General features: G+C 69.6%; 26 protein-coding genes and 1 pseudogene. 17 read left to right on the top strand and 10 right to left on the bottom strand.

All coding sequences use genetic code 11. The features are described 5' to 3' along the window. Nucleotides 1-2 precede the first annotated feature (2 nt). Complete coding sequence (locus ACZ6QQ_RS28765; RefSeq protein WP_465880636.1) at nt 3-1394, bottom strand: HAMP domain-containing sensor histidine kinase; 1392 nt, start codon at nt 1392-1394, stop codon at nt 3-5. 29 nt (nt 1395-1423) lie between these two features. Next, nucleotides 1424-2113, bottom strand: a complete 690-nt coding sequence (locus ACZ6QQ_RS28760) for a response regulator transcription factor (protein WP_326559552.1) — start codon at nt 2111-2113, stop codon at nt 1424-1426. A gap of 74 nt (nt 2114-2187) precedes the next feature. On the opposite strand from ACZ6QQ_RS28760, the gene ACZ6QQ_RS28755 reads away from it, so the two are divergent. Next, complete coding sequence (locus ACZ6QQ_RS28755) at nt 2188-3108, top strand: ADP-ribosylglycohydrolase family protein (RefSeq protein ID WP_465880512.1); 921 nt, start codon at nt 2188-2190, stop codon at nt 3106-3108. Nucleotides 3109-3160: 52 nt separating this feature from the next. On the opposite strand, the gene ACZ6QQ_RS28750 is transcribed toward ACZ6QQ_RS28755, so the two are convergent. Further along, entirely contained in the window at nt 3161-4303 is a 1143-nt protein-coding gene (locus ACZ6QQ_RS28750) for a class I SAM-dependent methyltransferase (protein WP_465880511.1), read from the bottom strand. A gap of 114 nt (nt 4304-4417) precedes the next feature. On the opposite strand from ACZ6QQ_RS28750, the gene thrS reads away from it, so the two are divergent. The 4 genes from thrS (at nt 4418) to ACZ6QQ_RS28730 (ending at nt 8493) form a co-directional block, all read left to right on the top strand. Then, entirely contained in the window at nt 4418-6487 is a 2070-nt protein-coding gene (gene thrS / locus ACZ6QQ_RS28745; RefSeq protein WP_465880510.1) for a threonine--tRNA ligase, read from the top strand. Between the two features lie 199 nt (nt 6488-6686). Further along, nucleotides 6687-6860 (top strand): hypothetical protein, encoded by a 174-nt coding sequence (locus ACZ6QQ_RS28740; protein ID WP_465880509.1) that lies wholly within the window; start codon nt 6687-6689, stop codon nt 6858-6860. Between the two features lie 49 nt (nt 6861-6909). Continuing rightward, nucleotides 6910-7419 carry an HIT family protein gene (locus ACZ6QQ_RS28735; RefSeq protein WP_465880508.1) on the top strand — a complete coding sequence of 170 codons (510 nt, stop codon included), beginning with the start codon at nt 6910-6912 and terminating at the stop codon, nt 7417-7419. A 63-nt stretch (nt 7420-7482) separates the two neighbouring features. Next, nucleotides 7483-8493: an aldo/keto reductase gene (locus tag ACZ6QQ_RS28730; RefSeq protein ID WP_465880506.1), complete on the top strand. Its 1011-nt coding sequence runs from the start codon at nt 7483-7485 to the stop codon at nt 8491-8493. 19 nt (nt 8494-8512) lie between these two features. Here the strand turns inward: ACZ6QQ_RS28730 and ACZ6QQ_RS28725 are convergent. Continuing rightward, a pseudogene (locus tag ACZ6QQ_RS28725) lies at nt 8513-10024 on the bottom strand (GTP-binding protein); the annotation flags it as partial. A 327-nt stretch (nt 10025-10351) separates the two neighbouring features. Here ACZ6QQ_RS28725 and pgsA point away from each other — a divergent pair. The 10 genes from pgsA (at nt 10352) to ACZ6QQ_RS28675 (ending at nt 17289) form a co-directional block, all read left to right on the top strand. Beyond that, nucleotides 10352-11002 carry a phosphatidylinositol phosphate synthase gene (pgsA, locus tag ACZ6QQ_RS28720; protein ID WP_465880504.1) on the top strand — a complete coding sequence of 217 codons (651 nt, stop codon included), beginning with the start codon at nt 10352-10354 and terminating at the stop codon, nt 11000-11002. A gap of 5 nt (nt 11003-11007) precedes the next feature. Next, nucleotides 11008-11178: a hypothetical protein gene (locus ACZ6QQ_RS28715; RefSeq protein WP_465880503.1), complete on the top strand. Its 171-nt coding sequence runs from the start codon at nt 11008-11010 to the stop codon at nt 11176-11178. Continuing rightward, complete coding sequence (locus tag ACZ6QQ_RS28710; protein ID WP_465880502.1) at nt 11175-12107, top strand: phosphatidylinositol mannoside acyltransferase; 933 nt, start codon at nt 11175-11177, stop codon at nt 12105-12107. Before ACZ6QQ_RS28715 ends, ACZ6QQ_RS28710 begins: the two co-directional genes overlap by 4 nt. A gap of 13 nt (nt 12108-12120) precedes the next feature. Beyond that, nucleotides 12121-13281, top strand: a complete 1161-nt coding sequence (locus tag ACZ6QQ_RS28705) for a glycosyltransferase family 4 protein (protein ID WP_465880501.1) — start codon at nt 12121-12123, stop codon at nt 13279-13281. An 82-nt stretch (nt 13282-13363) separates the two neighbouring features. Further along, a complete protein-coding gene (locus tag ACZ6QQ_RS28700; RefSeq protein WP_465880499.1) occupies nt 13364-13897 on the top strand; it encodes a hypothetical protein in 534 nt (177 codons plus the stop codon). A gap of 180 nt (nt 13898-14077) precedes the next feature. Beyond that, nucleotides 14078-14995 (top strand): pyridoxal 5'-phosphate synthase lyase subunit PdxS, encoded by a 918-nt coding sequence (pdxS, locus tag ACZ6QQ_RS28695; protein ID WP_465880498.1) that lies wholly within the window; start codon nt 14078-14080, stop codon nt 14993-14995. A 25-nt stretch (nt 14996-15020) separates the two neighbouring features. Beyond that, nucleotides 15021-15626, top strand: coding sequence for a pyridoxal 5'-phosphate synthase glutaminase subunit PdxT (gene pdxT / locus ACZ6QQ_RS28690; protein ID WP_465880497.1), 606 nt, complete (start codon nt 15021-15023; stop codon nt 15624-15626). Between the two features lie 238 nt (nt 15627-15864). Next, on the top strand, nt 15865-16614 hold the full coding sequence (locus tag ACZ6QQ_RS28685) for a YebC/PmpR family DNA-binding transcriptional regulator (protein ID WP_363597974.1): 750 nt from the start codon (nt 15865-15867) through the stop codon (nt 16612-16614). Nucleotides 16615-16675: 61 nt separating this feature from the next. Further along, nucleotides 16676-16888 carry a type II toxin-antitoxin system VapB family antitoxin gene (locus ACZ6QQ_RS28680; RefSeq protein ID WP_465880496.1) on the top strand — a complete coding sequence of 71 codons (213 nt, stop codon included), beginning with the start codon at nt 16676-16678 and terminating at the stop codon, nt 16886-16888. Continuing rightward, entirely contained in the window at nt 16885-17289 is a 405-nt protein-coding gene (locus ACZ6QQ_RS28675) for a PIN domain-containing protein (RefSeq protein ID WP_465880495.1), read from the top strand. The genes ACZ6QQ_RS28680 and ACZ6QQ_RS28675 overlap by 4 nt, the downstream gene beginning before the upstream one ends. A gap of 63 nt (nt 17290-17352) precedes the next feature. Here ACZ6QQ_RS28675 and ACZ6QQ_RS28670 read toward each other — a convergent pair whose 3' ends face one another. The 4 genes from ACZ6QQ_RS28670 to ACZ6QQ_RS28655 all read right to left on the bottom strand — a co-directional run bounded on the left by ACZ6QQ_RS28670 (nt 17353) and on the right by ACZ6QQ_RS28655 (nt 20642). Next, nucleotides 17353-19254 (bottom strand): LamG-like jellyroll fold domain-containing protein, encoded by a 1902-nt coding sequence (locus ACZ6QQ_RS28670; RefSeq protein ID WP_465880494.1) that lies wholly within the window; start codon nt 19252-19254, stop codon nt 17353-17355. Between the two features lie 273 nt (nt 19255-19527). Then, entirely contained in the window at nt 19528-20157 is a 630-nt protein-coding gene (locus ACZ6QQ_RS28665; protein ID WP_465880493.1) for a GNAT family N-acetyltransferase, read from the bottom strand. Between the two features lie 45 nt (nt 20158-20202). After that, complete coding sequence (locus tag ACZ6QQ_RS28660) at nt 20203-20421, bottom strand: hypothetical protein (protein ID WP_465880491.1); 219 nt, start codon at nt 20419-20421, stop codon at nt 20203-20205. Then, complete coding sequence (locus ACZ6QQ_RS28655; protein ID WP_465880490.1) at nt 20418-20642, bottom strand: hypothetical protein; 225 nt, start codon at nt 20640-20642, stop codon at nt 20418-20420. The genes ACZ6QQ_RS28660 and ACZ6QQ_RS28655 overlap by 4 nt, the downstream gene beginning before the upstream one ends. Nucleotides 20643-20855: 213 nt before the next feature. Here ACZ6QQ_RS28655 and ACZ6QQ_RS28650 point away from each other — a divergent pair, with 213 nt between their 5' ends. Beyond that, entirely contained in the window at nt 20856-21740 is an 885-nt protein-coding gene (locus tag ACZ6QQ_RS28650; protein ID WP_465880488.1) for a helix-turn-helix domain-containing protein, read from the top strand. Beyond that, nucleotides 21730-21912 (top strand): DUF397 domain-containing protein, encoded by a 183-nt coding sequence (locus ACZ6QQ_RS28645; protein WP_465880487.1) that lies wholly within the window; start codon nt 21730-21732, stop codon nt 21910-21912. The genes ACZ6QQ_RS28650 and ACZ6QQ_RS28645 overlap by 11 nt, the downstream gene beginning before the upstream one ends. Before the next feature lie 58 nt (nt 21913-21970). Here the strand turns inward: ACZ6QQ_RS28645 and ACZ6QQ_RS28640 are convergent, their stop codons facing one another. Both ACZ6QQ_RS28640 and fxsT read right to left on the bottom strand, forming a co-directional pair. Further along, nucleotides 21971-22414: a hypothetical protein gene (locus ACZ6QQ_RS28640; RefSeq protein WP_465880486.1), complete on the bottom strand. Its 444-nt coding sequence runs from the start codon at nt 22412-22414 to the stop codon at nt 21971-21973. Next, complete coding sequence (fxsT, locus tag ACZ6QQ_RS28635) at nt 22411-25434, bottom strand: FxSxx-COOH system tetratricopeptide repeat protein (protein WP_465880485.1); 3024 nt, start codon at nt 25432-25434, stop codon at nt 22411-22413. Before fxsT ends, ACZ6QQ_RS28640 begins: the two co-directional genes overlap by 4 nt. Between the last annotated feature and the right edge of the window lie 172 nt (nt 25435-25606).

The following is a 25606-nucleotide window of genomic DNA, read 5'->3' as shown; positions in this document are numbered from 1 at the left end:
AGTCAGTTCTCCGTACCGCCGGATTTGGCCTGGCGGCGGCCCTTGCCGTCGCGTTCGCGGGCCAACCGGCCGACCAGCCCGAACCGGCTGACCTGGCGCGGTGTCGCCTCCGGGTCGGCGAGCAGCATCACCACGCTGGCCCCGCCGAGCCGGGCCCGGTCGATGCTGACCGAGCCGTTCGCCTGCAACGCCACCCGTCGGGCGATGTCCAGCCCCAGACCGGTCGAACCCCGGTCACTCGCGCCCCGGCGCAACGCCCGGTCCGGATTGGCGATGCCCGGACCGGCGTCGTCGACCCGGACCGCGATGTAACCGTCCCGCCGGGAGACCGCGACCTCGAAGGCCGTGCCCTGCGGGGTGTACCGGAACACGTTGCCCAGCACCGCGTCCAGGGCCGCTGCCAGCTCGGCCCGGGGCACCGGTACGGGAATGCGCAACTGGGCGCCGCTGATCCGGTGTGGCCGGTTCTGATCACCGGCGAGCGCCGCCCAGAACACCATCCGGTCCCGGACCACCTCGCTGACATCGCACATGCCCGGTTCGGTCTCCTGAACGACCGTCTTGCGGGTGGTGTTGATCAGCACGTCGATCTCACCCTCCAGGGTGACGATCGCCTGCCGGATCCGCCGGATCGTCCGGCGCCGGTCGAGCTCCGCCTCGCTGAACGAGCCGACGCTGGTGTCGTCGGAGTCGAGCGCGTCGGCGTCGAGCCGCAGTACGGTCAGCGGCGTACGCAACCGGTGCGACAGGTCGGCGACCAGTTCACGTTCGTCGGTGCGGGAGGTGACCAGCCGGTCCGCCATCCGGTTGAAGGCGTACCCGGCTTCGGCCAGCTCCCGTGGACCACTGGGCTCGATCCGCAGGTCGAGATCACCGTCGCCGACCGCGAGCGCGGCCTGGACCAGTCCACGGGCGGACGCGACCGCCCGACCGGCGAGCCGGTCCACGACGATCACCGAGACCACCACCAGCCCGATCGCGATGGCGATCAGGGTGAGCCAGCGGCCACCGGCTCCGGGCTTCAGCGCCGAGTCGGGGATGAAGACCTCGACCACCGCTACCCGGTCGCCGAGCGACGCCGGCTCCAGCCGGACCACCCCGCCGTCCACGTCGGCGATCACCAGCTCACCACTGGCGCGGGCCCGGTCGACATCGGCCTCGCTGGCCCGCGGGGTGCCGCCGGTCTCCAACCCGTGCACCACCGGCCGGTCGGCCGGACCGTCGGCGAACTGCCCGATCACCTGGGTCAGCATCGCCGCGTCCGCCCCGGCGGCCAGCGCACCGACCACCACGGCCGCGTGTCGGCCGGCGTCGGCGAGGGCGTGCTCGCGGGCCTCCTGCTGCAACGACAGGCCCAGCGGGATGAGGAAGGCGAGGGCGACGATCGAGGTCATGCCGGCCCCGAGATAGGCCAGCGCCAACCTCAGTCCGGTGCCACCAACCGGAACCCGACCCCCCGCACGGTGCGCAGGTAGCGGGGTTTCGCTGCGGACTCGCCCAGTTTGCGGCGAAGCCAGTACAGATGTACGTCGATTGTCTGATCCTCGCCGACCGACGGTTGCCGCCATACCTCCTCCAACAGTTCCCGGCGGGACACTACCCGGCCCGGTCGCGCGGCGAGATAGGCCAGCACGTCGAATTCCTTGCGGGTCAGCGCGAGCGGTACGCCGTCGAGCAGCGCACTGCGCTCACCGACGTCGACCCGCAGACCACCGACCTCGTGTACGGCAGGTGCCACGGTACGGCTCGCCCGCCCGGCCCGGCGCAGCACGGTGGTGATCCGGGCGTCCAGGTGCGCGCCGGTGAACGGCTTGACCATGTAGTCGTCCGCCCCGGCCCGCAGCAGCCGGACCACCGACTGCTCGTCGTCGCGGGCGGTGGCGATGATGATCGGCACGTCGGTGATGCCGCGCAGCATCCGTAACGCGTCGGCCCCGTCCAGGTCGGGCAGCCCGAGATCCAGCACCACCAGGTCGGGCGTTTCGGCGGCCACCCTGCGCAGGGCGTCGAGAGCCGTGCCGACCGCGTGCACCGCGTGCCCACGATCGGCCAGGGAGCGCAGCATCGCGCCGCGCACGACGTGGTCATCCTCGACCAGGAGCACCGTGGCCACGTGAAGACCGTACTGCCCCTGGCAAGTGCGGCGGATTGCGCCCACGTGCCTTTTGCCGGCATGCTCCCCGTACCATGTCCTTCGTACTTGTCGACGACGCGCGACTTGCCCTGGCTCGTGACAGTCTGGCCGGTTTGTCGGTGGGTGACGCCCTCGGCGGGTCGCACTTCGTTCCCGGTGCCGGCGTGTCGCCCTGGCGGGACGAACCGCTGCCCGAGCCGCCCTGGGTCTGGAGCGACGACACCGAGATGGCGTGCTCGGTCCTGGCCGTGCTCGCCCGGCACGCGACGATCGACCGGGACGAACTCGCCGCGTCCTTCGCGACCCGGTACGACCCCGGTCGGCGCTACGGCGCCGGCGCGGTCGAACTGCTCGAACTCATCCGCGGCGGCACCCCGTGGCCGGTCGCCGCCGTCTCCGCCTTCGACGGGCAGGGCTCGTTCGGCAACGGGGCGGCGATGCGGGTCGCGCCGTGCGGCGCGTATTTCGGCGACTCGACCGTACGGGCGGCGGCGCAGGCGGCGGCCTCGGCCGAGGTGACCCACGGGCATCCGGACGGGATCGCCGGCGCGGTCGCGGTCGCGGTGGCCGCCGCACTGGCCGCCCGCGCCCGGCTCACCGGGTACCGGCCCGAGCCGGACCGGTTCCTCGCCGCCGTGGCCGGTGCGCTCGACCCCGCCGGCCGGGTCCATCCGGGCGTGCGGCGGGCGATCACGCTGGTCGGCCGTCCGGTGCGGGAGGCCGCCGACGAACTGGGCAACGGGAGCCGGATCAGTGCCCCGGACACGGTCCCGTTCACCGTCTGGGTGGCGGCCGGGTACCTGGACGACTACCCGGCCGCGATCCGGGCCTGCGTCGAGGCCGGTGGTGATGTGGACACGACGGCTGCGATCGTCGGCGGCATCGTCGCCACGTACACCGGGGTCGGTGGTCCGGGCGGCGTGCCGGCCGACTGGCTCGCCGCCCGCGAACCGCTCCCGGCCTGGCTGCCCTGAACGGGCCGGATCCGCGGCCCGGCCCGCGCCGGCCCGCTCGTCGGGTACGCCGTCAGGGCAGCCGCAGCACCCAGCGGTACGCCTGGACCAGGCCGGTGTCGAAGCCGGCCGCCGAGCCCCAGAGGAAGAGCCGGAACCGGCGGTAGAGCGGCTCACCCCAGTTGTGCACGATCTCGTCCCGGGCGCCGTCCAGCCGGCTGGCCCACTCCCGGCAGGTCAGGTAGTAGTTGTGCCGGTCGTCGGTGACGCTGAGCAGCTCGAACGGTGACCGGGCGACGTGTCGCAGGTACTGGTGCAGCAGCAGCGGGGCCGAGGCGCCGGGGTAGATGTAGCGCTTGAGGAAGGTCGACGCGGCGTGCTTACGGCGCATCGCCAGCGCGTCCAGGTAGACCCGGCCGCCCGGTTTGAGTAGTTCGGCGTACTTGCGCAGGGTGGTGCGGTAGTCGGGCAGGTGTTCGGTGACACCCATGTTGACGATCGCGTCGAAGCGCTGGTGCGGGGAGTAGTTGAAGATGTGTTCCCGGACCACCCGGACCGGCAGCCGTTCCCGGTCGAAGAGGTCGACCAGATAGCGCTCGGACTCCTTGGCCAGGGTCGTGGTGGTGACGTTGATCCCGCGCCGGGCGGCGTGTTCGGAGAACGCGCCCCAGCCGCCGCCGACCTCCAGCACGTGGTCGCCGGGGTTGACCCCGATCGCCTCCAGTGCGAGGTCCATCTTTCGGGTCATCGCGTCTTCGAGCGGCTCGTCGTCGGAGGCGAAGACACCCTCGGTGTAGCACCGGTGCCGGGTGTCGAGGAAGGTGAGGAAGAACGCCGAATCCTCGTCGTAGTGATGCGAGATCGAGCGTCGGTCGTCCTCCCGGCGGCCCCGGATCAGCGCCGGCAGGAAACGGCCGGCCCAGGCGAGCGGATGGAAGTCGGTGAAGAAGTCGCGCATCCGCAGCGCCGCCGCGAGGTCACCCTCGACGTCGAGCCAGCCCTGGAGGTACGCGACCGCGACGCCGAACTGGTCGAGCCCGGCCAGCGCTTTCGCGCCCCGGGGGTCGCTGATGGTGATGGTGAACTTCGGGTCACCGGTGCCGAATAGGTGAGCCGGCGAGCCGGCGTTCGCCACCGCAAACGGCATTGCCGGTTGGGCGGCGAAGAATGTCTCGTACCTGCGCTGGAGTGCGCTGACCAAGTCCGCGGGAGCCACCGCGCCAATCTAACGCCGCAGTCGCGTCGCTGGGAGGCGTAAAAGCAGGACCGATAGCATCGGATAGCCGATCCACGGGCGATGCCCGTTATGTCTTAATTGAAGGAGTTCACCGTGTCCGCATCCCGTATTCCCGTCGTGGCTGACCCGGTCGTCGTCGCGGCCGGGACCACGGCGGCCGACGCGGTAGCCGCGGCGGGCCTGCCCTCGGCCGGCCCGAAGGCGATCGTGGTCGTCCGGGAGGCGACCGCCGACGGCACCGGCCAACTGCGCGACCTCGACTGGTCGCCCGAGGTCGACACCGAGGTCGAGCCGGTGAGCCTCGACTCACCGGACGGCCTGAACGTGCTGCGCCACTCGACCGCGCACGTACTGGCCCAGGCCGTGCAGGACATCTTCCCCGAGGCGAAGCTCGGCATCGGCCCGCCGATCGAGAACGGCTTCTACTACGACTTCGACGTGCCGAAGCCGTTCCAGCCCGAGGACCTCGACAAGCTGGAGAAGCGGATGCAGGAGATCGTCAAGGCCGGGCAGCGGTTCCGCCGCCGCCGCTTCGACAGCCTGGACGCCGCCCGTACCGAGCTGGCCGACGAGCCGTACAAGCTGGAGCTGATCGAGGTCAAGGGAGCCGGCGACGCCTCCGGTGGATCCGGGCTGGACGCGGGCGAGGTGATGGAGGTCGGTGCCGGCGAACTCACCATCTACGACAACGTCGACGCCGGCACCGACAAGGTCTGCTGGTCCGACCTGTGCCGGGGACCGCACCTGCCCAACACCCGGCTGATCGGCGCGTTCAAGCTGATGCGCTCCGCCGCCGCGTACTGGCGCGGGTCGGAGAAGAACCCGCAGCTCCAGCGGGTGTACGGCACCGCCTGGCCGACCCGGGACGCGCTCAAGGCGTACCTGAAGCTGTTGGAGGAGGCGGCCCGCCGCGACCACCGCAAGCTCGGCTCGGACCTCGACCTGTTCAGCTTCCCCGACGAGATCGGCTCGGGCCTGGCGGTCTTCCACCCCAAGGGCGGCATCATCCGCCGCGAGCTGGAGAACTACTCCCGGCAGCGGCACGAGCGGGCCGGGTACGAGTTCGTGAACACCCCGCACATCACCAAGGGTCACCTGTTCGAGACCTCCGGTCACCTCCAGTGGTACGCCGACGGCATGTACCCGCCCATGTCGGTCGAGGGCGCCGACTACTACCTCAAGCCGATGAACTGCCCGTTCCACAACCTGATCTACCGGGCCCGGGGCCGCTCCTACCGCGAGCTGCCGCTGCGCCTGTTCGAGTTCGGCTCGGTCTACCGGTTCGAGAAGTCCGGCGTGGTGCACGGCCTGACCCGCGTACGCGGGATGACGCAGGACGACGCGCACATCTACTGCACCCAGGAGCAGATGGCCGGTGAGCTGAAGTCGCTGCTCCGCTTCGTCCTGGACCTGCTGCGCGACTACGGCCTGGACGACTTCTACCTGGAGCTGTCCACCCGTAACCCGGAGAAGTCGGTCGGCACCGACGAGAACTGGGAGAAGGCCACCGAGGCGCTGCGGTCGGCGGCCGAGGAGTCCGGGCTGGACCTGGTGCCGGATCCGGGCGGCGCGGCGTTCTACGGCCCGAAGATCTCGGTCCAGGCGAAGGACGCGATCGGCCGGACCTGGCAGATGTCCACCATCCAGGTCGACTTCAACCTGCCGGAGCGCTTCGGCCTGGAGTTCCAGGCCTCCGACGGCAGCCGGCAGCGCCCGGTCATGATCCACCGGGCCCTGTTCGGCTCGATCGAGCGGTTCTTCGGGGTGCTGACCGAGCACTACGCCGGGGCCTTCCCGGCCTGGCTGGCACCGGTGCAGGTGGTCGGCATCCCGATCCGCGAGGAGCACACCGGCTACCTGGCCGAGTTCGTCGAGGCCCTGCGTGAGCAGGGGATCCGGGCCGAGGTGGACAGCTCGGACGACCGGATGCAGAAGAAGATCCGGACCGCCCAGCAGCAGAAGATCCCGTTCATGGCGATCGCCGGTGACTCCGACGTCGAGGCGGGTTCGATTTCGTTCCGCTACCGCGACGGCTCACAGCGAAACGGCATCCCCCTGGCCGAGGCGGTCGCCCACGTCGTCGACGTGGTCCGCACCCGCACCAACACCGGCCCCTCCGCCCCCGCCGCCCCCGCCGAGGACCCCGAACAGCCCTCGGCCTGACCCGCCCCCCACCTCGTTGATCATGAAGTTAGCGCCGTTTTCGATCTTGACTACGGGCGCTAACTTCATGATCAACGCCTTGGTGTTCGGGGGTGGGGGTGGGGTGGGGGTGGGGCTTGCAGCCGAGCAACGACCCGCTCGCCATCGCCCAGACGGTGATCCGCGACTGCACCCTCGGCGGGCACGTCAACCCGACCCCGTGGACCGACTTCGGCACCTGGTCGTGGCGCGACGCCCGCTACGCCGAGTACCGCAACCGGGGCCCGGCGCGGGCACCGGAACCGACCGGCCGCAGCTCACCGCCGCCCAGGCGGCCGCGCTCACGCCGAGCGCCTATCTCGCCGGTACGGACGGGTGGGATCCGTCGCGCTGACCGTAGGATCGTCGGTGTGACAGGGGTGGCGCGGCACACGGAATCCGAGATGTCGGACGGATTGGATCGGCTCTGGACCCCGCACCGGATGACGTACATCTCCGGGCAGGACCAGCCGGCCGAGGGCTACGAGAAACCATCCGGCTGCCCGTTCTGCCTGGCACCGGGCAAGGAGGGCGACGACAGCCTGGTGGTCGCCCGGGGCGAGCGGGTCTTCGTGGTGCTGAACCTCTATCCGTACAACCCGGGGCACCTGCTGGTCTGCCCGTACCGGCACGTGGCCGACTACAGCGAGCTGGACGCGGAGGAGACGGCCGAACTGGCCACCCAGACGCAGACCGCGATGCGGGTGATCCGCCGGGTCAGCAACGCGCACGGCTTCAACATCGGGATGAACCAGGGCGGGGTGGCCGGTGCCGGCATCGCCGCCCACCTGCACCAGCATGTGGTGCCCCGGTGGGGCGGCGACGCCAACTTCATGCCCGTCATCGGCCGTACCAAGGTCCTCCCCCAACTCCTCACCGACACCCGCAACCTCCTCACCACCACCTGGCCCTGACCCCTGCCGGGCCACCCATTTTCGCGCTGGATCGCGCCGGGCGAGAGTGGAAGGCTCGGGGGCATGACGGTGAATGGGCGGGTTCTGGGGCGCAGCGGGGTTCGGGTCGGTGGCCTGGGGGTGGGATGCTGGGCCATCGGCGGTCCCTGGTACGCGGGGGAGCAGCCGCTGGGCTGGGGCAGGGTCGACGACGAGGAGTCGGTTCGGGTCGTACACCGGGCGCTCGAACTCGGGGTGACGTTCTTCGACACCGCCGACACGTACGGGGCCGGACACAGCGAGCGAGTGCTCGGCCGGGCCCTGGCCGGACGACGCGACGAGGCGGTCATCGCCACCAAGTGGGGCAACACCTTCGACGAGCAGACCAAGCAGGCCACCGGGCCGGACTGGTCGCCGGCACACCTGCGCCGCGCGGCCGAGGCGTCGCTGCGCCGGCTCGGCACCGACCGGATCGACCTCTACCAACTGCACCTCAACGACCTGGCCGTCGACCTGGCGGAGCCGCTGCTCGGCACCCTGGAGGACCTCGTCGCCGAGGGCAAGATCCGGTGGTACGGGTGGAGCACCGACTTCCCCGACCGGGCCGAGGCGTGGGCGCTCGGCGGCACCCACACCACCGCCATCCAGCACTCCTTCTCGGTGTTGCAGGACTCGCCGGAGGTGCTGGCAGTCTGCGAGAAGCACGACCTGGCCAGCATCAACCGGGGGCCGCTCGGAATGGGGCTGCTGACCGGCAAGTACACCGCCGAGACGGTGCTCGGCCCGGACGACGTACGCGGCATCGCGCCGGAGTGGCTGGACTGGTTCCGCGACGGTCGGCCGGCACCGGAGTGGCTGAGCCGGGTCGCCGCGGTCCGGGAGGCGCTGACCGTGGACGGGCGCACCCTGGCCCAGGGGGCGCTGGCCTACCTGTGGGCGCGCAGTCCCCGTACGGTGCCGATCCCCGGCTGCCGGACCGTGGCGCAGGTGGAGGAGAACGCGGGAGCGCTGGCGTACGGGCCGCTCACCGCCGTGCAGCTGGCCGAGGTCGAACGTCTGCTGGCCGACCTGCGGGGTCCGGCCGAGCGGAACTGAGCGGGGCGTGCCGTCACGGCGCTACGCGTACCGGTTCGGTGTCCAGTTCGACGCCGTCCGCGCGTACCCGGTCCAGGACGACCTCGGCGTGCGCCTCGCCCATGCACCAGAGGACGAGTTGGTGGGTCTCCGGGTTGCGTTCCAGGCGCACGGTCGGGTCGCCGACGACCAACCGGGCCAGGCGCTCGGCCAGGCTGTCCTCGTCGCCGGGGGTCTTCGCCGCGACCGCCACCGGCAGCAGTGGTTCGGGCAGCTCCCACGGCTCGACCAGCAGCGGGTCGTCCGTGGCGGAGATGGTGTCCCCGGTCCCCGCGCTGCCGGACTCGGTGATCGCGCAGATGTCCCCGGCGACGCAGGCGGACACCTCGCGCAGGGTCGCGCCGAGCGGGGTGTAGACGCGGGTGGTCCGTTCGTCGGCGTCGTGGTCCGGGTGGCCGCGTTCGGCCAGCCCGTGCCCGGACACGTGCACCGCCCGGTCGGGACGGAGGGTGCCGGAGAAGACCCGGACCAGCGACACCCGCCCGACGTGCCGGTCGATGGTGGTCTTGACCACCTGGGCGACCAGCGGGCCGTCCGGGTCGCAGTGCAGCGGCGGCCGGGGCGAGCCGTCCACGCCGGTGACCACCGGCAGGTCGTGCTCCAACGGCGACGGGAAGGCCCCGGTCAGCACCTCCAGCAGGGCGTCGATCCCGACGCCGGTCCCGGCGCAGACCGGCACCACCGGGTAGAAGTGGCCGCGCGCGACCGCGGTCTCCAGATCGTCGACGAGTACGTCGACGCCGATCTCCGCACCGTCGATGTACCGGTCCATCAGGGTCTCGTCTTCGCTCTCCGCGATGATCGCCTCGACCAGCTCGTCACGGGACTCGTCGATGGCCGGCAGGTGCTGCGGCTCGGGGTCGCGTACGTCCGCCGGAAGGCCGCCGGAGTAGTCGAAGACCCGACGGGTGATCAGGCCGAGCAGGCCGGCCGTCGACACCCCGTCGTCGCCGAGCATCGGCAGGTAGAGCGGGACCACGTTGTCACCGAAGACCCGCTGGCAGAGCGCCACCGCCTCGTCGTAGTCGGCCTTCGGGTCGTCGAGCCGGGAGATCGCCACGGCGCGGGGCATGCCGACCGAGGCGCACTCCTCCCACAGGTTGACGGTGGCCGCGTCCATGCCACCGGCGGCGGAGACGACGAACAGGGCCGCGTCGGCGGCGCGCAGCCCGGCCCGCAGTTCACCGACGAAGTCGGCGTAACCGGGGCTGTCCAGCAGGTTGACCTTGATCCCGTCGTGTTGCAGCGGGGCGCTGGCGAGGGTGACCGAGCGCTGCTGGCGTACGGCGGCGGGGTCGTGGTCGCAGACGGTGGTGCCCTCGGTGACGCTCCCGGCGCGGCTGATCGTGCCGGTCGCCGCGAGCAGCGCCTCGACCAGGGTGGTCTTGCCGGCGCCGGAGTGGCCGACGAGGACCACGTTGCGGATCCGGGCGGGTTCGTCCGCCATCGGCGCCAGGCCGGTGCCTTCGCTGCCCTGACTCTTCTGCGCCATCGGGCGCACCTCCCTCTGCCGGTGGTCGGTCGTTGACGACATGCCGCTGGCCTGCGACGACATGCCGGTGTGGGGTGTGGTCGCCGCATGGGTGAGCGGGTGGACCGCACCGGGGCGGAATCCCGACGGTAAGCGACGCGGCCGCTTCGTGGCGATATCCTGCGATAGCATGCCGGATGTCAGGAACATGTCGTTTCGTTGCGTGACTTAGCTCACGTTCCCTCATTCGATCCCACGCCCGCGGCGGACGGTACACAACCCCGCAGCGGCAAGTGACACCACCGGGCTTACCACGATCGGGGCGACGACCGTTATCGTGAGACCGCCATGGCGAAGATCTTCCAAGTATCTGCCCGAGCGGGCCTGACCCGCGTCATCGAACCGGTCGCCCGCGCGCTGCTGCGTCGCGGCGTGACCCCCAACGCGGTAACGGTGACGGGCACCGTCGGGGTGCTGATCGGAGCCCTCGGCTTCGGCGCCCGCGGTCACCTCGTCACCGGTGCCGTCATCGTCACCTTCTTCGCACTCACCGACCTGCTCGACGGGACGATGGCGCGGATGTCGGGTGGCTCGACCAAGTTCGGCGCCTTCCTCGATTCGAGCATGGACCGGGTGGCCGACGGCGCCGTCTTCGGCGCGGTGGCCTTCTGGCTCGCCACCGAGGGCGACCGCTGGGGAGTGGCCGGTGCGCTGGTCTGCCTGGTCGCCGGCGGAGTCGTCTCCTACGTGAAGGCACGGGCCGAAGGGCTCGGGATGACCGCGAACGTGGGCGTCGCCGAGCGCACCGAGCGCCTGATCATCGTCGGGATCGGCGGCATCCTCCAGGGCGCCGGGATCGACCACGCGCTCACCGTCGCGCTCTGGCTGCTGGCCGCGGTGTCGGTCTTCACCGTCGGGCAGCGGATGACGCACGTCTACCGCCAGGCCGCCCAGCAGGCCCGCCCGTCCCAGCCGACCGAGTCGGGCGTGGACCGGTGAGCCGGATGACCGACCGGGTCGGGCGTGGAGCGTTGAGCGGGAAGACCGACCGGGTCGGGCGTGGAGCGTCGAGCCGGATGACCGACCGGGTCGGGCGTCGGTCGCCGAGCCGGGCGACCGGCCGACCGGTGAAGGACGCGGTCGAACCGAGCACCGGGAACGGTGTGGTCGGGTGAATCTGGTCGAGCTGGGCTATCTGGCCGGCTGGCGGATCACCCGTACGGTGCCGAAGCCGCTGGCCGCCGCCGTGTTCCGGTTCGGCGCCGACCGGGCGTTCCGGCGCGGCGGCCCCGGCGTCAAGCGGCTGGCGAACAACCTGCGCCAGGTCGTCGGCCCGGACCTGCCACCGGACGAGTTCGACCAACTCGTCCGGCGCGGGCTGCGGTCGTACGCGCGGTACTGGCTGGAGCTGTTCCGGCTGCCGTCGCTGTCGCACGCCCAGCGGCTCGCCACGTTCGAGCTGGTCGGCACGGAGATCCTGGCCGCCGACGTGGCCGCCGGCCGGGGCGCGGTGATCGCGCTGCCGCACGGCGGCAACTGGGACGCGGCCGGGGCCTGGGTGGCGGCGATGGGCTGGCCGATCACCACCGTCGCCGAGCGGCTCAAGCCGGAGGCGATCTACACCCGGTTCCTGGAGTTCCGGCAGGGGCTCGGGATGGAGATCATCCCGCTGACCGGTGGGCAGCAGCCGCCGTTCGACGTACTCGCCGAGCGGGTCCGGCAGGGGCACGTGGTGCCGCTGCTCGCCGACCGGGACCTGACCCGGCGGGGGATCGAGGTCCGCTTCTTCGGCGCCCGTACCCGGATGCCGGCCGGTCCGGCTCTGCTCGCCCTCAGTACGGGCGCACCGCTCTACGTCGCCTCGATGTGGTACGAACCGGACAAGGCGCTGGCCGAACTGATCGGCCCGCTGGAGTTGCCGGACCCGTCCAGCGGCACCCTCGCCGAGCGGGTACGGGTACTCACCCAGGACATCGCCGACCATCTCGCGGCCGGTATCGCCCAGCATCCGGAAGACTGGCACATGTTGCAGCGGATGTGGCTGGCCGGGGAGGATCGGGCACAGACGGACCCCGTGACACCAGCCGCCCCCGGGCCGGCCTGAGGGGGAGGGCGCAGTGCGGATCGGCATCGTGTGCCCGTACTCCTTCGACGTGCCGGGTGGGGTGCAGAACCACATCATGGACCTGGCCGAGGCCCTGATCGGTCTCGGTCACGAGGTGAGCGTGCTGGCCCCGGCGGACGAGGACTCGCCGCTGCCGCCCTACGTCGTGTCGGCCGGTCGGTCGGTGCCGTTTCCGTACAACGGGTCGGTGGCCCGGATCACCTTCGGCCCGGTCTCCACCGCCCGGGTACGCCGCTGGATCGCCCGGGGTGACTTCGACGTACTGCACGTGCACGAGCCGTTGGCGCTGAGCCTGTCGCTGCTGGCCGTGATGTCGGCGCGCGGCCCGGTGGTGGCGACCTTCCACACCGCGATGACCCGGTCCCGGGCGCTGGCCGCCGCGCAGAACATGCTCCAGATCGTGCTGGAACGGGTCACCGCCCGGATCGCGGTCAGCGCGTTGGCCCGCAAGGTGCAGGTGGAACACCTCGACGGCGGCGCGGTGGAGATCCCCAACGGGGTGGCGGTGGCGAAGTTCGCCGACGCCGAACCGTTGCCCGGCTGGCCGGGGGAGTGCGCGCCGGGCAGCGGCGGCACGATCGGCTTCCTCGGCCGGTTCACCGAGCCGCGCAAGGGGTTCGCGCTGCTCCGGGAGGCGTTCGTCGAACTCGCCGCCGAGCGCCCCGGCCTGCGCCTGCTGGTCGCCGGTCCGGGGGAGCCGACCGAGCTGATGGAGGACGTGCCGCCGGACCTGCGCGACCGGGTCACCTTCCTCGGCCTGGTCTCCGAAGCGGACAAAGCGCGCATGCTGCGCAGCGTCCACGTTTACGTCGCACCGAACACCGGCGGCGAGTCGTTCGGGATGATCCTCACCGAGGCGATGGCCGCCGGGGCCGCCATCGTCGCCAGTGACCTGGACGCGTTCCGCCGGGTGCTCGACGGCGGCCGGGCCGGGCAGCTCTTCCCCACCGGGGACGCCCAGGCGCTGCGTCGTACGCTCGTCGAACTGCTCGACGACCCGGATCGTCGGGCAGCCCTGTCGGCGTGCGCGCGGGAGGTCGTGGCGACGTTCGACTGGCCGACGGTTGCCCGCCGGGTTCTGGAGGTATACGCAGCTGCGATCGAGGCCACCGACGGACGGGTGATCGACCAGGAGTGGGTGGGCCCACGCTGAGCCGGTCCGGCGGTCGGCTCGTACGGAGGTGCCGGCGGCGTACCCACGCCTCCGGCCGGACGGGATGAGGAGCCGCACGACGATGCCGCACATGTGGTGGTTGGTGGTTGCTGTCGCCGTGGTCGCCCTGATCGCGGTCTACCTGTCCTGGACGGCCGGTCGGGTCGACCGGCTGCACATCCGGGCCGCCTCGGCCGCCCGGTCCCTCGACGCCCACCTGCTGCGCCGGGCCGCCGCGGCCGCCGTCCTGGCCGAGGAGCACTTCGCGGTGGAGCTCTACGCGGCGGCCCGGATCGCGCTCGACGCCGGCCCGCAGGAGCGGGAGGCGGCCGAGAACGACCTCACCCGCCAGTTGCGGCTCACCCCGCTGTCGTTGGACGACCCGGCCGCCGGGTCGGTGATCGCGGCCAGCCGCCGGCTCGGTCTGGCCCGCCAGGTGCACACCGATCTCGTACGCGACGCGCTGTCGGCCCGCCGCCGTCCCGTCGTACGACTGTTCCGGATGGCCCGCAAACACGACCGCCCCACCTACTTCGACGTCGACGACCCCACCCTCCACCCCCTCCCGTCCACCCCCACCCCCCACCCCCCACCCCCAAGATCCGCACTCTTGTAGAGAAAGAGGGGGTGTCCGCCGCGTCATTGCCCCTCTTTCTCTACGAGTGCGGCCCTGGGTTGGGAGGGTGAGGCTGACCACAGGGGAGGCCACGGGGGGAGTGATTGGCTGTCGGAAGCGGGCGGGGGCGCGCGTAACATCGGGGCGGAATGTGAATCAAGCCCCGAGGAGTGACTGAGCGTGTCCGATTCCGCCGTGCAGCCCGAGTCCGCCAACCCCGTCGTCGGCAGTGCCCGAGTCAAGCGCGGGATGGCCGAGATGCTCAAGGGCGGCGTGATCATGGATGTGGTCACCGCCGAGCAGGCGAAGATCGCCGAGGATGCCGGCGCGGTCGCGGTGATGGCGCTGGAGCGGGTGCCCGCCGACATCCGGGCCCAGGGCGGCGTCTCCCGGATGAGCGACCCGGACATGATCGACAGCATCATCAACGCGGTCTCCATCCCGGTGATGGCCAAGGCCCGGATCGGCCACTTCGTCGAGGCCCAGGTGCTCCAGGCGCTCGGCGTCGACTACGTGGACGAGTCCGAGGTGCTGACCCCGGCCGACTACGCCAACCACATCGACAAGTGGGCGTTCACCGTGCCGTTCGTGTGCGGGGCGACCAACCTGGGCGAGGCGCTGCGCCGGATCACCGAGGGGGCGGCGATGATCCGCTCCAAGGGCGAGGCCGGCACCGGTGACGTCTCCAACGCCACCACCCACATGCGCAAGATCCTGGGCGAGATCCGCCGCCTCACCTCCCTGGCCCCCGACGAGCTGTACGTCGCGGCGAAGGAGCTCCAGGCACCGTACGAGCTGGTTCGTGAGGTGGCCGAGACCGGGAAGCTGCCGGTCGTACTCTTCACCGCCGGAGGCATCGCGACCCCGGCGGACGCCGCGATGATGATGCAGCTCGGCGCCCAGGGGGTCTTCGTGGGCTCGGGCATCTTCAAGTCCGGCAACCCGGAGCAGCGCGCCGCCGCGATCGTCAAGGCGACCACCTTCCACGACGACCCGGACGTGCTGGCCAAGGTCTCCCGTGGGCTGGGCGAGGCGATGGTCGGCATCAACGTCGACGAGATCCCGCAGCCGCACCGCCTCGCCGAGCGTGGCTGGTGAGCCCGGTAACCGACGGGGGCGACAGATGACCACCATCGGCGTGCTCGCGTTGCAGGGTGACGTACGCGAGCACCTGCTGGCACTGGCCAGCACCGACGACGCCATCGCCCGGCCGGTTCGCCGGCCGGCGGAGCTGGACGACGTCGACGCCCTGGTCATTCCGGGCGGCGAGTCCACCACCATGAGCAAGCTCGTCGCCGAGTTCGAGTTGCTGGAGCCGATCCGCAAGCGGATCAGCAACGGCATGCCGGTCTACGGCTCCTGCGCCGGCATGATCATGCTGGCCACCGAGGTGCTCGACGGGCGGCCCGACCAGCGCGGCTTCGACGGCATCGAGATGACCGTACGGCGCAACGCGTTCGGCCGGCAGGTCGACTCGTTCGAGGCCCCGGTGGAGATCACCGGTGTGCCGGGTCCCCGGTTCGACGCCGTGTTCATCCGGGCGCCCTGGGTGGAGCGGGTCGGTGACGGGGTGCAGGTGCTGGGCCGGGTGACCGAGGGTCCGGCGGCCGGGCGGATCGTCGCCGTACGGCAGGGCAACCTGCTCGCCACCGCGTTCCACCCGGAGCTGACCGGGGACCTGCGGGTGCACCAGTACTTCGTCGACCTGGTCCGGGACGCCACCGCCTGAGGCGCGGTGGTGGCACCGCCCGGGGCGGGTGGGACGCCACGGGCTGACGGGGTGTGACGGCCGGATGGGTCGCGCCGGTAGGATTGCCGGGTTCGGCCGGGCAGTCTGGTCAAATCGCCTTCCGCCCAGAGCCGACAGCGGATCTTCACCCGGCCTGATTGTCGTGAATCGGCGGACTCGCCGGGAAGATGAGCGGGCAGTCGACTGTTGACGCGTGGGTTAGCGACGGAGGTAACAGATGTCCGGCCACTCAAAGTGGGCGACGACCAAGCACAAGAAGGCGGTCATCGACGCCAAGCGCGGCAAGATGTTCGCCAAGTTGATCAAGAACGTCGAGGTCGCGGCGCGGACCGGCGGCGGTGACCCGACCGGCAACCCGACCCTCTACGACGCCATCCAGAAGGCGAAGAAGAGCTCGGTCCCGAACGACAACATCGACCGTGCCGTCAAGCGCGGCTCCGGCCTGGAAGCCGGCGGCGCCGACTGGCAGACGGTGATGTACGAGGGCTACGGCCCCAACGGCGTCGCGCTCCTGATCGAGTGCCTCACCGACAACCGCAACCGGGCCGCGACCGAGGTACGCACCGCACTGACCCGCAACGGCGGCTCGCTCGCCGACGCTGGCTCGGTGTCGTACATGTTCACCCGCAAGGGCGTCGTGATCGTGCCGAAGGCCGGCCTGACCGAGGACGACGTGCTGCTCGCGGTCCTCGACGCCGGTGCCGAAGAGGTCAACGACCTCGGTGAGGCGTTCGAGGTCATCTCCGAGCCGACCGACCTGGTCGCGGTCCGCACCGCACTCCAGGAAGCCGGCATGGAGTACGAGTCGGCCGAGTCGTCGCTCGTCCCGAGCGTCACCATCCCGCTCGAAGAGGACGGCGCGCGGAAGATCTTCAAGCTGATCGACGCGCTGGAGGACTCCGACGACGTGCAGAACGTCTACGGCAACTTCGACATCTCCGACGAGGTCATGGCCGCCGTCGACTAGTTCCACGTCCCGTTCAGATATACGACAGGCTTGGCTATATCCTTCTGGCAGGAGGTGGCTCATGGCGAAGACTCTGTTGGATCTCGATGAAGACCTTCTGGCGGAGGCCACGGTCGCACTCGGCACGTCCACCAAGAAGGACACGGTGACCGAGGCGTTGCGACAGGCGGTCGAGGGGAGCCGGGAGCGTCGGCAGCGGGCGTTGGCAGATCTCCAGCAGGTCGCGGATGAGGGCGGTTTCCACTTCGATCGGCTCGATGAGCTGGATCAGTGAAGTACCTCATCGATACCAGTGCGCTGGTCAGGGTCCTGCGTCGCCAGGTCGAGCCCGAGTGGGCCGATCTGGCGACTCGGGGCCTGATCGCCATCTGTGAGCCAGTCCTGGTGGAAACACTGGCCATCGCCGATGCGAAGAGTTACGGACGGGTGGAAGAGGGGCTACGGGACCTGTACCCCTGGGTGCCGGTTCCCGACGACGTCTGGCGCCTCGTCAGCGCGGTACGTCTCGAACTCGCCGGACACAGTGCCCACCAGGGACTCTCGGTTGCCGACTATCACATCGTCGCGACAGCCATCAAGCTGAAGCTCGTTGTGCTGCACCAGGACGCTGATTTCGAGACAGTCGCCAACGTGGTGCCGCAGTTCCAACAGGAGCGCATCCGCTCGTCGGTATAGCCGTAACCTCGACGCTTGTTCGCTGGGTCGTGCCGGTAGGCACGACCCAGCGTGTTCAGACTGTCAAGCTGTTGTCGGTGCGTTCATGAAGCGGGCGACGGGCAGGGCGTGGTCGACGACGCGTACGTCACCGAGCCAGCCGTAGAAGCCCTGCTCGATCAGCCGGTCGTAGTGGTACGCGCCGAAGAACCACGGCTCACCCGAGCTGGCCAGGCCGACCGCCGGGGTGCTCGGGTTGCGCAGCAGCGGGGCGCCGTCGACGTACAGGACGGTGTGCTGGCCGTCGTTGACCACCGCGACGTGGAACCACTCACCGGTACGCATCTCGTGACCCCAGTTGGTGGAGATGTCGTTCTGGTTGGTCGGGAAGACCGCCCACTGCAACGCCATCCCGTCCGACAGCGAGAGCGTCGCCAACGGCTCCGCCGGGTCGCCACCGGTCTTGCCGGCGTCGGCACCCGCACCGAACCGGCTCACCACGCTCATCCACGCGTGGTTGGTCGACTTGGCGTCGGCGGGCAGCTTGACGAACGCCTCGATCGTGTAACCGCCGGTGAACGTCATCGTGTTCATCGGCGCGGCGTCGGCCGTACGCAGGTAGGCGCCCCGGGCCGGCTTCTTGGCTCCGTCGAACCGCAGGCTGGACCGGGTCGGCTGCGCCGGGTGGTGCTCGGCCGACCAGCGCAGCGCGGTGGCGTCGCTGCCGGCGAGGGTGACCCGGGTCAGGTGGTTACCGTTGCCGGAGAGGTCGTTGACCCGGTATCCATCCGGGACGGTCGCCCCGTCGGTCGCCGACTGGTCGAACCGCCAGTAGCCGACGGTCCCCTTGACCAGCATCTCCTTCACCGGGCGGACCGGCGGCACCGGCACCGGGGCGAAGCCGGCGAACCGCTCCCGGAAGTCGATCGGGAGACTGAACCGGTCCACCGGGCCGGTCAGCTCGATCTCGCCCTCCTCCAGCGGATTGCGCCGCTCGGCGACCTTGCCCAGAATCCACGGCGACAGGGTTTCCACGTCGATGGTGTTCCGGGCCAGATCGAAGTGGTAGAGCCGGATCATCGCGCTGCCGCCGTAGTAGCGGTCCTGGTAGTCGGTGACGTGCACGTGCACGTCGTGCCCGGCGGTGTTGGTGAGCACGGTCCGCCCCGGCGGCCAGTAGTGCCCGTTGAGCGTCAGGAAGATCTGGTCACTGTCCTTGACCAGGTTGTTCCAGAGCTGCTGGCCGTAGGCCGACAACGTGGCCTTGCCGGCCGCGTCGGCCGACGCGACCTCGTGGGTGGTGAGGATCGCCGGCGTACGGGGGTGAGCGGCGAGGACCTGCTTCGCCCAGGCGATCGTGCCGGCGGAAGCCCGCCAGTCGAGCGCGAAGACGAGCCACTCCATGCCGGCGGCGCGTACGAGATGGTAGGTGTTGTAGCCGTCGGGCGTCGAGCCACCATAGGTTGGCAGCGGCGCGAACCGTGACGGCGGGAACACGTCGAGATAGGCGCTCGGCCCGCGCTGGTCGTCCGTACGCGAGTCGATGTCGTGGTTACCGGCCAGCACGCTGTACGGCATCCTGCGCTTGTCGAAGATGTCGAAGACCTTGCCGGCGGCGGTCAGCTCGGACGCGGCGGCGTTCTCGACCACGTCCCCGAGGTGCGCGGCGAAGACGATGTTGTGTTCCTCGCGGTGGTCGAGGATGTAGCGCAGGCTCGCGGTCAGCGGGGCCGGGTCGCCCCGGTCGCCGTCGAAGAGATACTGCGTGTCCGGGATGACGGCGATGGTGAACCGGGGATTCTCCGGATCGACCTTGCCGTTGCCGCTGGTGGCGTTGGCGTTGGCCGGGTCGGCGGCGAGGGCGGGCTGGGCGGCGACGCCGAGCACACCGGCCGCCGCCGCGCCCGCACCGACCAGACCGGCACCCCGCAGGAACGTACGGCGGCTCGCGGCGCCCGGAACGGAATTGTCGACGGGTTGCTGCATGCTCAAAACTCCCTGATGTGACGGAGGGTCGGCGCACATTAGGGGCGACAGCTCGGAACGATGATCACCGGCACGGGCAACGCCAGCCGAACGCGAAATGAAGTATCCGCAGCTACAGAGCCTGCCGGCGCTGTCTGGCACGTTGAGTGAACCCGGAACGACGCAACCGCTACGCCGGCTCTGCCAGGCATGCCATGTATGCGGGGTGTGCCGGGTGAGGATCGGGAGATCTTGGAGAGTTCGGCCGGCCATGGCGAGCCGAACTCTCCAAGATCATGAGGTCGCTCGCCAGGGCTGCGGGTTGGCTTGCGGGGTGCGCCACATCGGCCAGAGCGACGGACCCCGATCGGACAGGATGATCCGGCCCTCGCTGACGTACCCGTGCCGCTGGGCGAAGTCGCGGCCGGACTCGCTCCCGGCGACCAGGTAGGTGGGGACGCGGGCCGCGTCGAGGATCCGGTGCTGGTGCCGGAGCAGCGCACCGCCGATGCCCTGTGACCGACGCAGCGGATGCACGCCGAGCCAGCTCAGATGGTGGTGCGCACTGCCGGGATGGTGCCCGCCCAGCGTGGTCTCCAGTAGGGCGAACCGCTGCGCGTACGGGCCGGCGGCGGCGTGCAGGCGCGCGGGAAACTCGGGCGGTTGGCGGGGCGGGTCGATCCGGGGATGCCAGAGGGCGACGGCGGAAAGCTCGGTGCTGACGTGCACCGCGCCAGCCTGAAGGGTGTGCGCGACCAGTTCGCCGAAGAGGTCGTAGAGGACCGGGTAGCGCTGGTCGGCGTCGGGGACGAGCCAGTGTGCGACCGGTTCGTGCCGGAACACCTCAGCGAGAATGTGGCAGATGCCGGAGATGTCGGCGCCCCCGGCGTCGCGCAACTCCGGGTCCGATGTGGTGGTGGCCAACACGGATCCTTTCGGCTCGATACAATGGAGAATTTTTGTGTACGCCTATTCGCGCGTCCATTTCATGAAGCGCTCGAAAAGCTGGATGGGCGTCATGTCCGGCAGATCCCGAGCGGCACCGGTCATCCAGCCGGAGGCGAACATCGCGAGACTGATTCGATCGGTGGTGAGCAGAAGCACTGTGCGGGCCCGTTCGCACGGCCATTCGGCAGCGCCACAGGTGCAGGACCAGGCGGGGCGTACCGCCATGTGATCTTCACTCACCACGACTCCTCGTCTTCGCGTCGGGCGTACAGCGCGCTGGTCCGTACCCTGAGGTGAAGCTCTCCCCGGCGGTCGCCGTTACCGGCGATCCGGACGCCATGCAGGTCACACCACTCGGGGTCGTCGGTCGGAGTCGGCGCCCGGAGGACCACCGGGCGCTCACCGCCGTGGTAGTCGTCGCGCTCCAGCCGGATCAATCGCCGGTTCGGTTCGGGAAACATCGTCCTCATCTCTCCGCGATCTCTCCGTGCAGGGGCACGGGTCGGGAAATGTGGCGTTGGTGAATTCACCCGTGCCCCTGCCGGTGCTCGCCGGGTGGGGACCGGCGAGTTGTAAAGAATGTTTCAGTGACCTCTTGGCTTGGCGCAATGCCGTGCACCAGAATCGACACCGGGGAATGAGGCGCCTTACGCGACGGCAGAGGGGGACGTAACGTGGACGTTGACGAGAGCACCGTCCCGCGTAGGCAACTCGGTAGGTATCTGAGGGAGCTTCGCGAGGACGCGCACATCACCGCCACGGCGGCGGCGAAGGCCCTGGAGTGGTCGGTGCCCCGGATCTGGCGCTACGAGACCGGCCAGGTGCCGATGCACCCGAACGACGTCGAGGCCATGTGCCGCCTCTACGGCGCCACCCCGGAACGGACCGAGAAGCTGCGCGGCCTGGCCCGCGAAACCAAGTCCCACGGCTGGTGGCACAGCTACGGCGAAGCCGTCAAGGAGTGGTTCAAGCTCTACATCGGCCTCGAAGCAGCAGCGGTCAGAATTCGCCAGTACGAGACGAGTCTGATCCCAGGTCTGTTACAGACCGTGGAGTACGTGCAGGAGATCATGAGACTCGACCATCCGGACATGCCTGAGGCGGAACGCCGCGCCAAGACAGACGTCCGGGTCCGGCGGCAGGGGCTCTTGTCTCGGGCAGTTCCACCTGGACCGCAACTCGACGTGATCTTGACGGAGTTCGTGCTTCGACGTTCGCTGAGCGACCGTGCGGCGATGGCCCGACAGCTCAACTACCTTGTGGCAGCCGGGCAACGGCACAACCTCAGCATCCGGGTCCTGCCGCTGAACGCCGGACTGGGGCGCTGGGCGATGATCGGGCAGTTCACAATCCTGGACTTCGCGACCGAGAACGTCCGAGAGCCGGAGCCGGCAACCGTCTACATGGACGGGCCATGTGGCGCTGTCTACCTCGACAAACCGTATGAGATCGCGACCTACGAAGATGCCTGGCGCTCGCTCACCGAGCAGGCCCTGGATCCGGAAGAATCCAGGGAGTTGATCGCATCGATAGCCAAGGAGTTCAACAGTGCGTACTGATGGTGTCTGGCGTAAGTCGACTCGCTCCGGTGGCGAGGGCAACTGCGTCGAGGTGGCGGGGCTGCCCGGTGTGATCTCCGTCCGTGACAGCAAGGACCAGGCCGGTCCCGTGCTGGCATTCCCGGAGAACGCCTGGCGCGCGTTCCTCGCAGACCTGTCCCACCGAAGCTGACCAGCACGCGGTGGCTGCGGCGCCCGTCGCAGCCACCCAGCGTTGCCCCGTCGCGCTATCAGACCAGGATGATGACGGCAAGCACCGCGCCGTAAAGCGCCACCGCCAGGTGTAGCCCGGTCCACAGCCAGTGCAGACGGATCCGGTGCAGCCGTGGGTAGGCACGGTAGTGGGCCTCGCGGAATTCCGGAATGTGTGGATCGTCCGCGAGCGCGCCCATGCCCTTCAGCGTCTCGGTCAGCGCCCGTGCCTGAACCAGGTGATACTCGGCCCGTTCGTGGTATTTCGCAGCCGACAGCGCGCCGTACAAACCAAGCCCGAGCACGAGCACCGCCAACGGAAGCGTGCCGAGCGCGAACTTCTGCTGAACGATCAGACTGCTCAACCCAGCGGCGATGACCAGCAGATAATTGGTCAGCACCGACCGCTGCGTCTCAGACTGCCGAAGCTGCTGCCGATGCTCACTCCAGTACGCCAACACCACCTCGTACGACTCACTCACAACCCGTTCTCCTCTCGATCAACGGACGGCGCTGCTGGAGTGACCTGTTGCGGCACCTGACCCCCTTGAAGGGTGATCACGCTGTCCAGGTTGCGGCGGACGATGCACGTGTTGGAGTGATCGGGGCCGAGGGCTGCTTCACTGATTTCGAGGGCGCGCTCAAACTGTGTGCGGGCGGCGTTCAGGTCTCCCAGGGACTGCAGGACGCTGCCGAGGTTGTTACGCCGGATGCCCATGTGGGGGTGGTTGGGGCCGAGGGCTGCTTCACCGATTTCGAGAGCGCGCTCAAACTGTGTGCGGGCGGCGTTCAGGTCTCCCAGGGACTGCAGGACGCTGCCGAGGTTGCTGCGCCGGGTGCCTACGTTGGGGTGGTTGGGGCCGAGGGCTGCTTCACCGATTTCGAGAGCGCGTTCGAGCTGTGTGCGGGCGGCGTTCAGGTCTCCCAGGTCCCACAGGACGTTGCCGAGGTTGCTGCGCTGGGTGCCCATGTGGGGGTGGTTGGGGCCGAGGGCTGCTTCACTGATTTCGAGCGCGCGTTCGAATTGTGTGCGGGCGGCGTTCAGGTCTCCCAGGTCCCGCAGCACACTGCCGAGGTTGCTGCGCTGGGTGCCTACGTTGGGGTGGTTGGGGCCGAGGGCTGCTTCACTGATTTCGAGGGCGCGTTCGAGCTGTGTGCGGGCGGCGTTCAGGTCTCCCAGGTCCCGCAGCACACTGCCGAGATTGCTGCGCCGGGTGCCTACGTCGGGGTGGTTGGGGCCGAGGGCTGCTTCAGCGATTTCGAGGGCGCGTTCGTATTGTGTGCGGGCGGCGTTCAGGTCTCCCAGGTCCTGCAGGACGCTGCCGAGGTTGCTGCGCGAGGTGCCTACGTCGGGGTGGTTGGGGCCGAGGGCTGCTTCACCGATTTCGAGGGCGCGTGCGTATTGTGTGCGGGCGGCGTTCAGGTCTCCCAGGTCTCGCAGCACGTTGCCGAGGTTGCTGCGCGAGGTGCCCACGTTGGGGTGGTTGGGGCCGAGGGCTGCTTCACTGATTTCGAGGGCGCGTTCGTATTGTGTGCGGGCGGCGTTCAGGTCTCCCAGGTCCCGCAGCACGTTGCCGAGGTTGCTGCGCGAGGTGCCCACGTTGGGGTGGTTGGGGCCGACGGCCGCTTCGATGATTTCGAGGGCGCGCCTAAATTGTGTTCGGGCGCCCCTCAAGTCTCCGAGGTTGCGCAACACCCGGCCCAACTCGTCGTGGAGTCTGGCCAGATCAGGGCGGTCTGCACCGAGCGCCTTCTCATTCACCCTCACCGCTTGCTCGGCCAGAGGACGAGCCTGCCGATACTGCCCACGTCCCCGCAGGTAGGCCGAGGCCCGATGCAACAGCCACCCAGTTTTCTCCAAGGCCACCTCAAGCCGCTGCGCGTGATCGGCAACCGAGAGCAGGTGCGGTAACAGTTGTTCACAGTCCGGCCACGTGTGCACCTCCCAACTCGCCTTCGGAAAGGCCGCCCTCAGCAGGTCGACCGCAGTCTCGGCCCAGGTCCGCTCTCCTTCCTTGCCGAGCCGGGCCCGGATCACCGCCTGCACTAGTCGGTGTAGCCCCACGACTTCGGAGTTGACCGTCGCCAGCGAATAGTGTCCCAACGCCGCCAGCACCCGGTTGTACATCAGCCGGTCGGAAACCATCGACGCGAGGGCCTTCGGCAGCATCTCCGGCTGTTCCGTTGGGAGCGCGCGCGGAACATCCGGCGCGAGGAACGCCAGCAGATTCAACAGCGCCCCGGCCTCTGGCGCCTCAGCCTTGACACGGTCCAGCGAAACCGACCACACGGTCGCCACCCGTCGGCGGTCCGGATCACCATTCGCCGCGTCGACAGAATCCAGCTCGAACAACTCGCGCTCACGGGCGCGGAGGAGTTCCAAGTAGTCAGGAAGCCTCTCTTTGGTCTCGTCCAGATATGCCGCAGCCTCCTCCAGTGCCAACGGCAGATCACCCACCAACTCGGCCAACTCGGCTAACGCAGTCTCGTCGGTGACGCGTGTCCTGCGACGAAGGATCTCGACCGACTCCGGGCGGGCGAGCACCCCCAACCCCAGGGGTGAGGCTTGGGCGGACCAAGCGGACCATCGAGACGTCACCAGCACATGACCACCCCCGCCCGAAGGCAGCAACCCGGCCAACTGATCGGGGCGCTCCGCATTGTCGTACACCAGCAGCCAGCGCCTACGACTCCGCAGCAGGTCGAACAATCCGGCGACCATCTCCGCCTGCTCTACTGCCGCCGGTACGCCCAACCGCCGCCCGAGACCTGCCAATGTCGCTACGGCCGTGGTGGGCTGCTCGGCCGCGATCCACCAGATCACGTCGTAGTCGCTGGCGAACCGGTGCGCGTACTCCAACGCCAACTGGGTCTTTCCGACACCACCCAGCCCGTGCAGCGCCCCAGTGGGCACGACCGCAGCCGTGGACTCGCTCAGAAGCTCCGCGTGCAGCCGCTCCAACATCGCGTCCCGGCCGGAGAAGTTGCGGTTACGCGCGGGGAGGTTGCTCACTTCCGGACCCAGGCCGGGAAACCGTTCCCGAGCGCCGGAACCAGTTTTGCCGGGGTAGGTACCGGAGGTGGGCCGTGGCCTGTTCGCGTCGACCGCCGCCAGCAGCTTCCTTCGCGCACCGGCCTCGTCCACGTCGACCAGATCGACGTACACCCGGGTCGCCAGCAGGCCCGGCGGTTCACACGGCTGCACGCGCACCGGGAGCAGCAGGCCAAGCTCCCCGCTGGGATCCTTGGCGAACGCGACCCGCCACTCGGCCTCCCCGAACTTCGAGCCGAAATACGCCGGGGAGAGCACCGCGATCGTCCGGGCCGCCAAGGTCACGGCTTCCTGCATTTTCTGTACGAAGTCCGTGCCCGGCCGGAAGTCCCAGGACTGCAACACCGTCGAATACCGCGCACGCTCCAACTCGGCCGCGATCCACTCGGCCCACGAGCGGTTCACCTCGGTATAGCTGATGAAGAAGTCTTTCCCTGGATTTTCGGCCACGGCCAAACCTTCCAACCCGACCCACCGTCCCGGCTGCTTGGGGCTCGATCACATCGAAGCAGCCCGCGACACCTCGCGTCCAATTCGATCTCGCGCGATGTCGGCCGGCTGCCCGAATAAACCGGATCCCCACAATCCCCGACAGCAGATGCGACCCCTGTGTCGGCAAACA

The organism is Micromonospora sp. NPDC049529 (genome assembly GCF_055586685.1).
The sequence above is the reverse complement of the archived record's forward strand: the minus strand, read 5'-3'. Positions and strand labels throughout refer to the sequence as shown.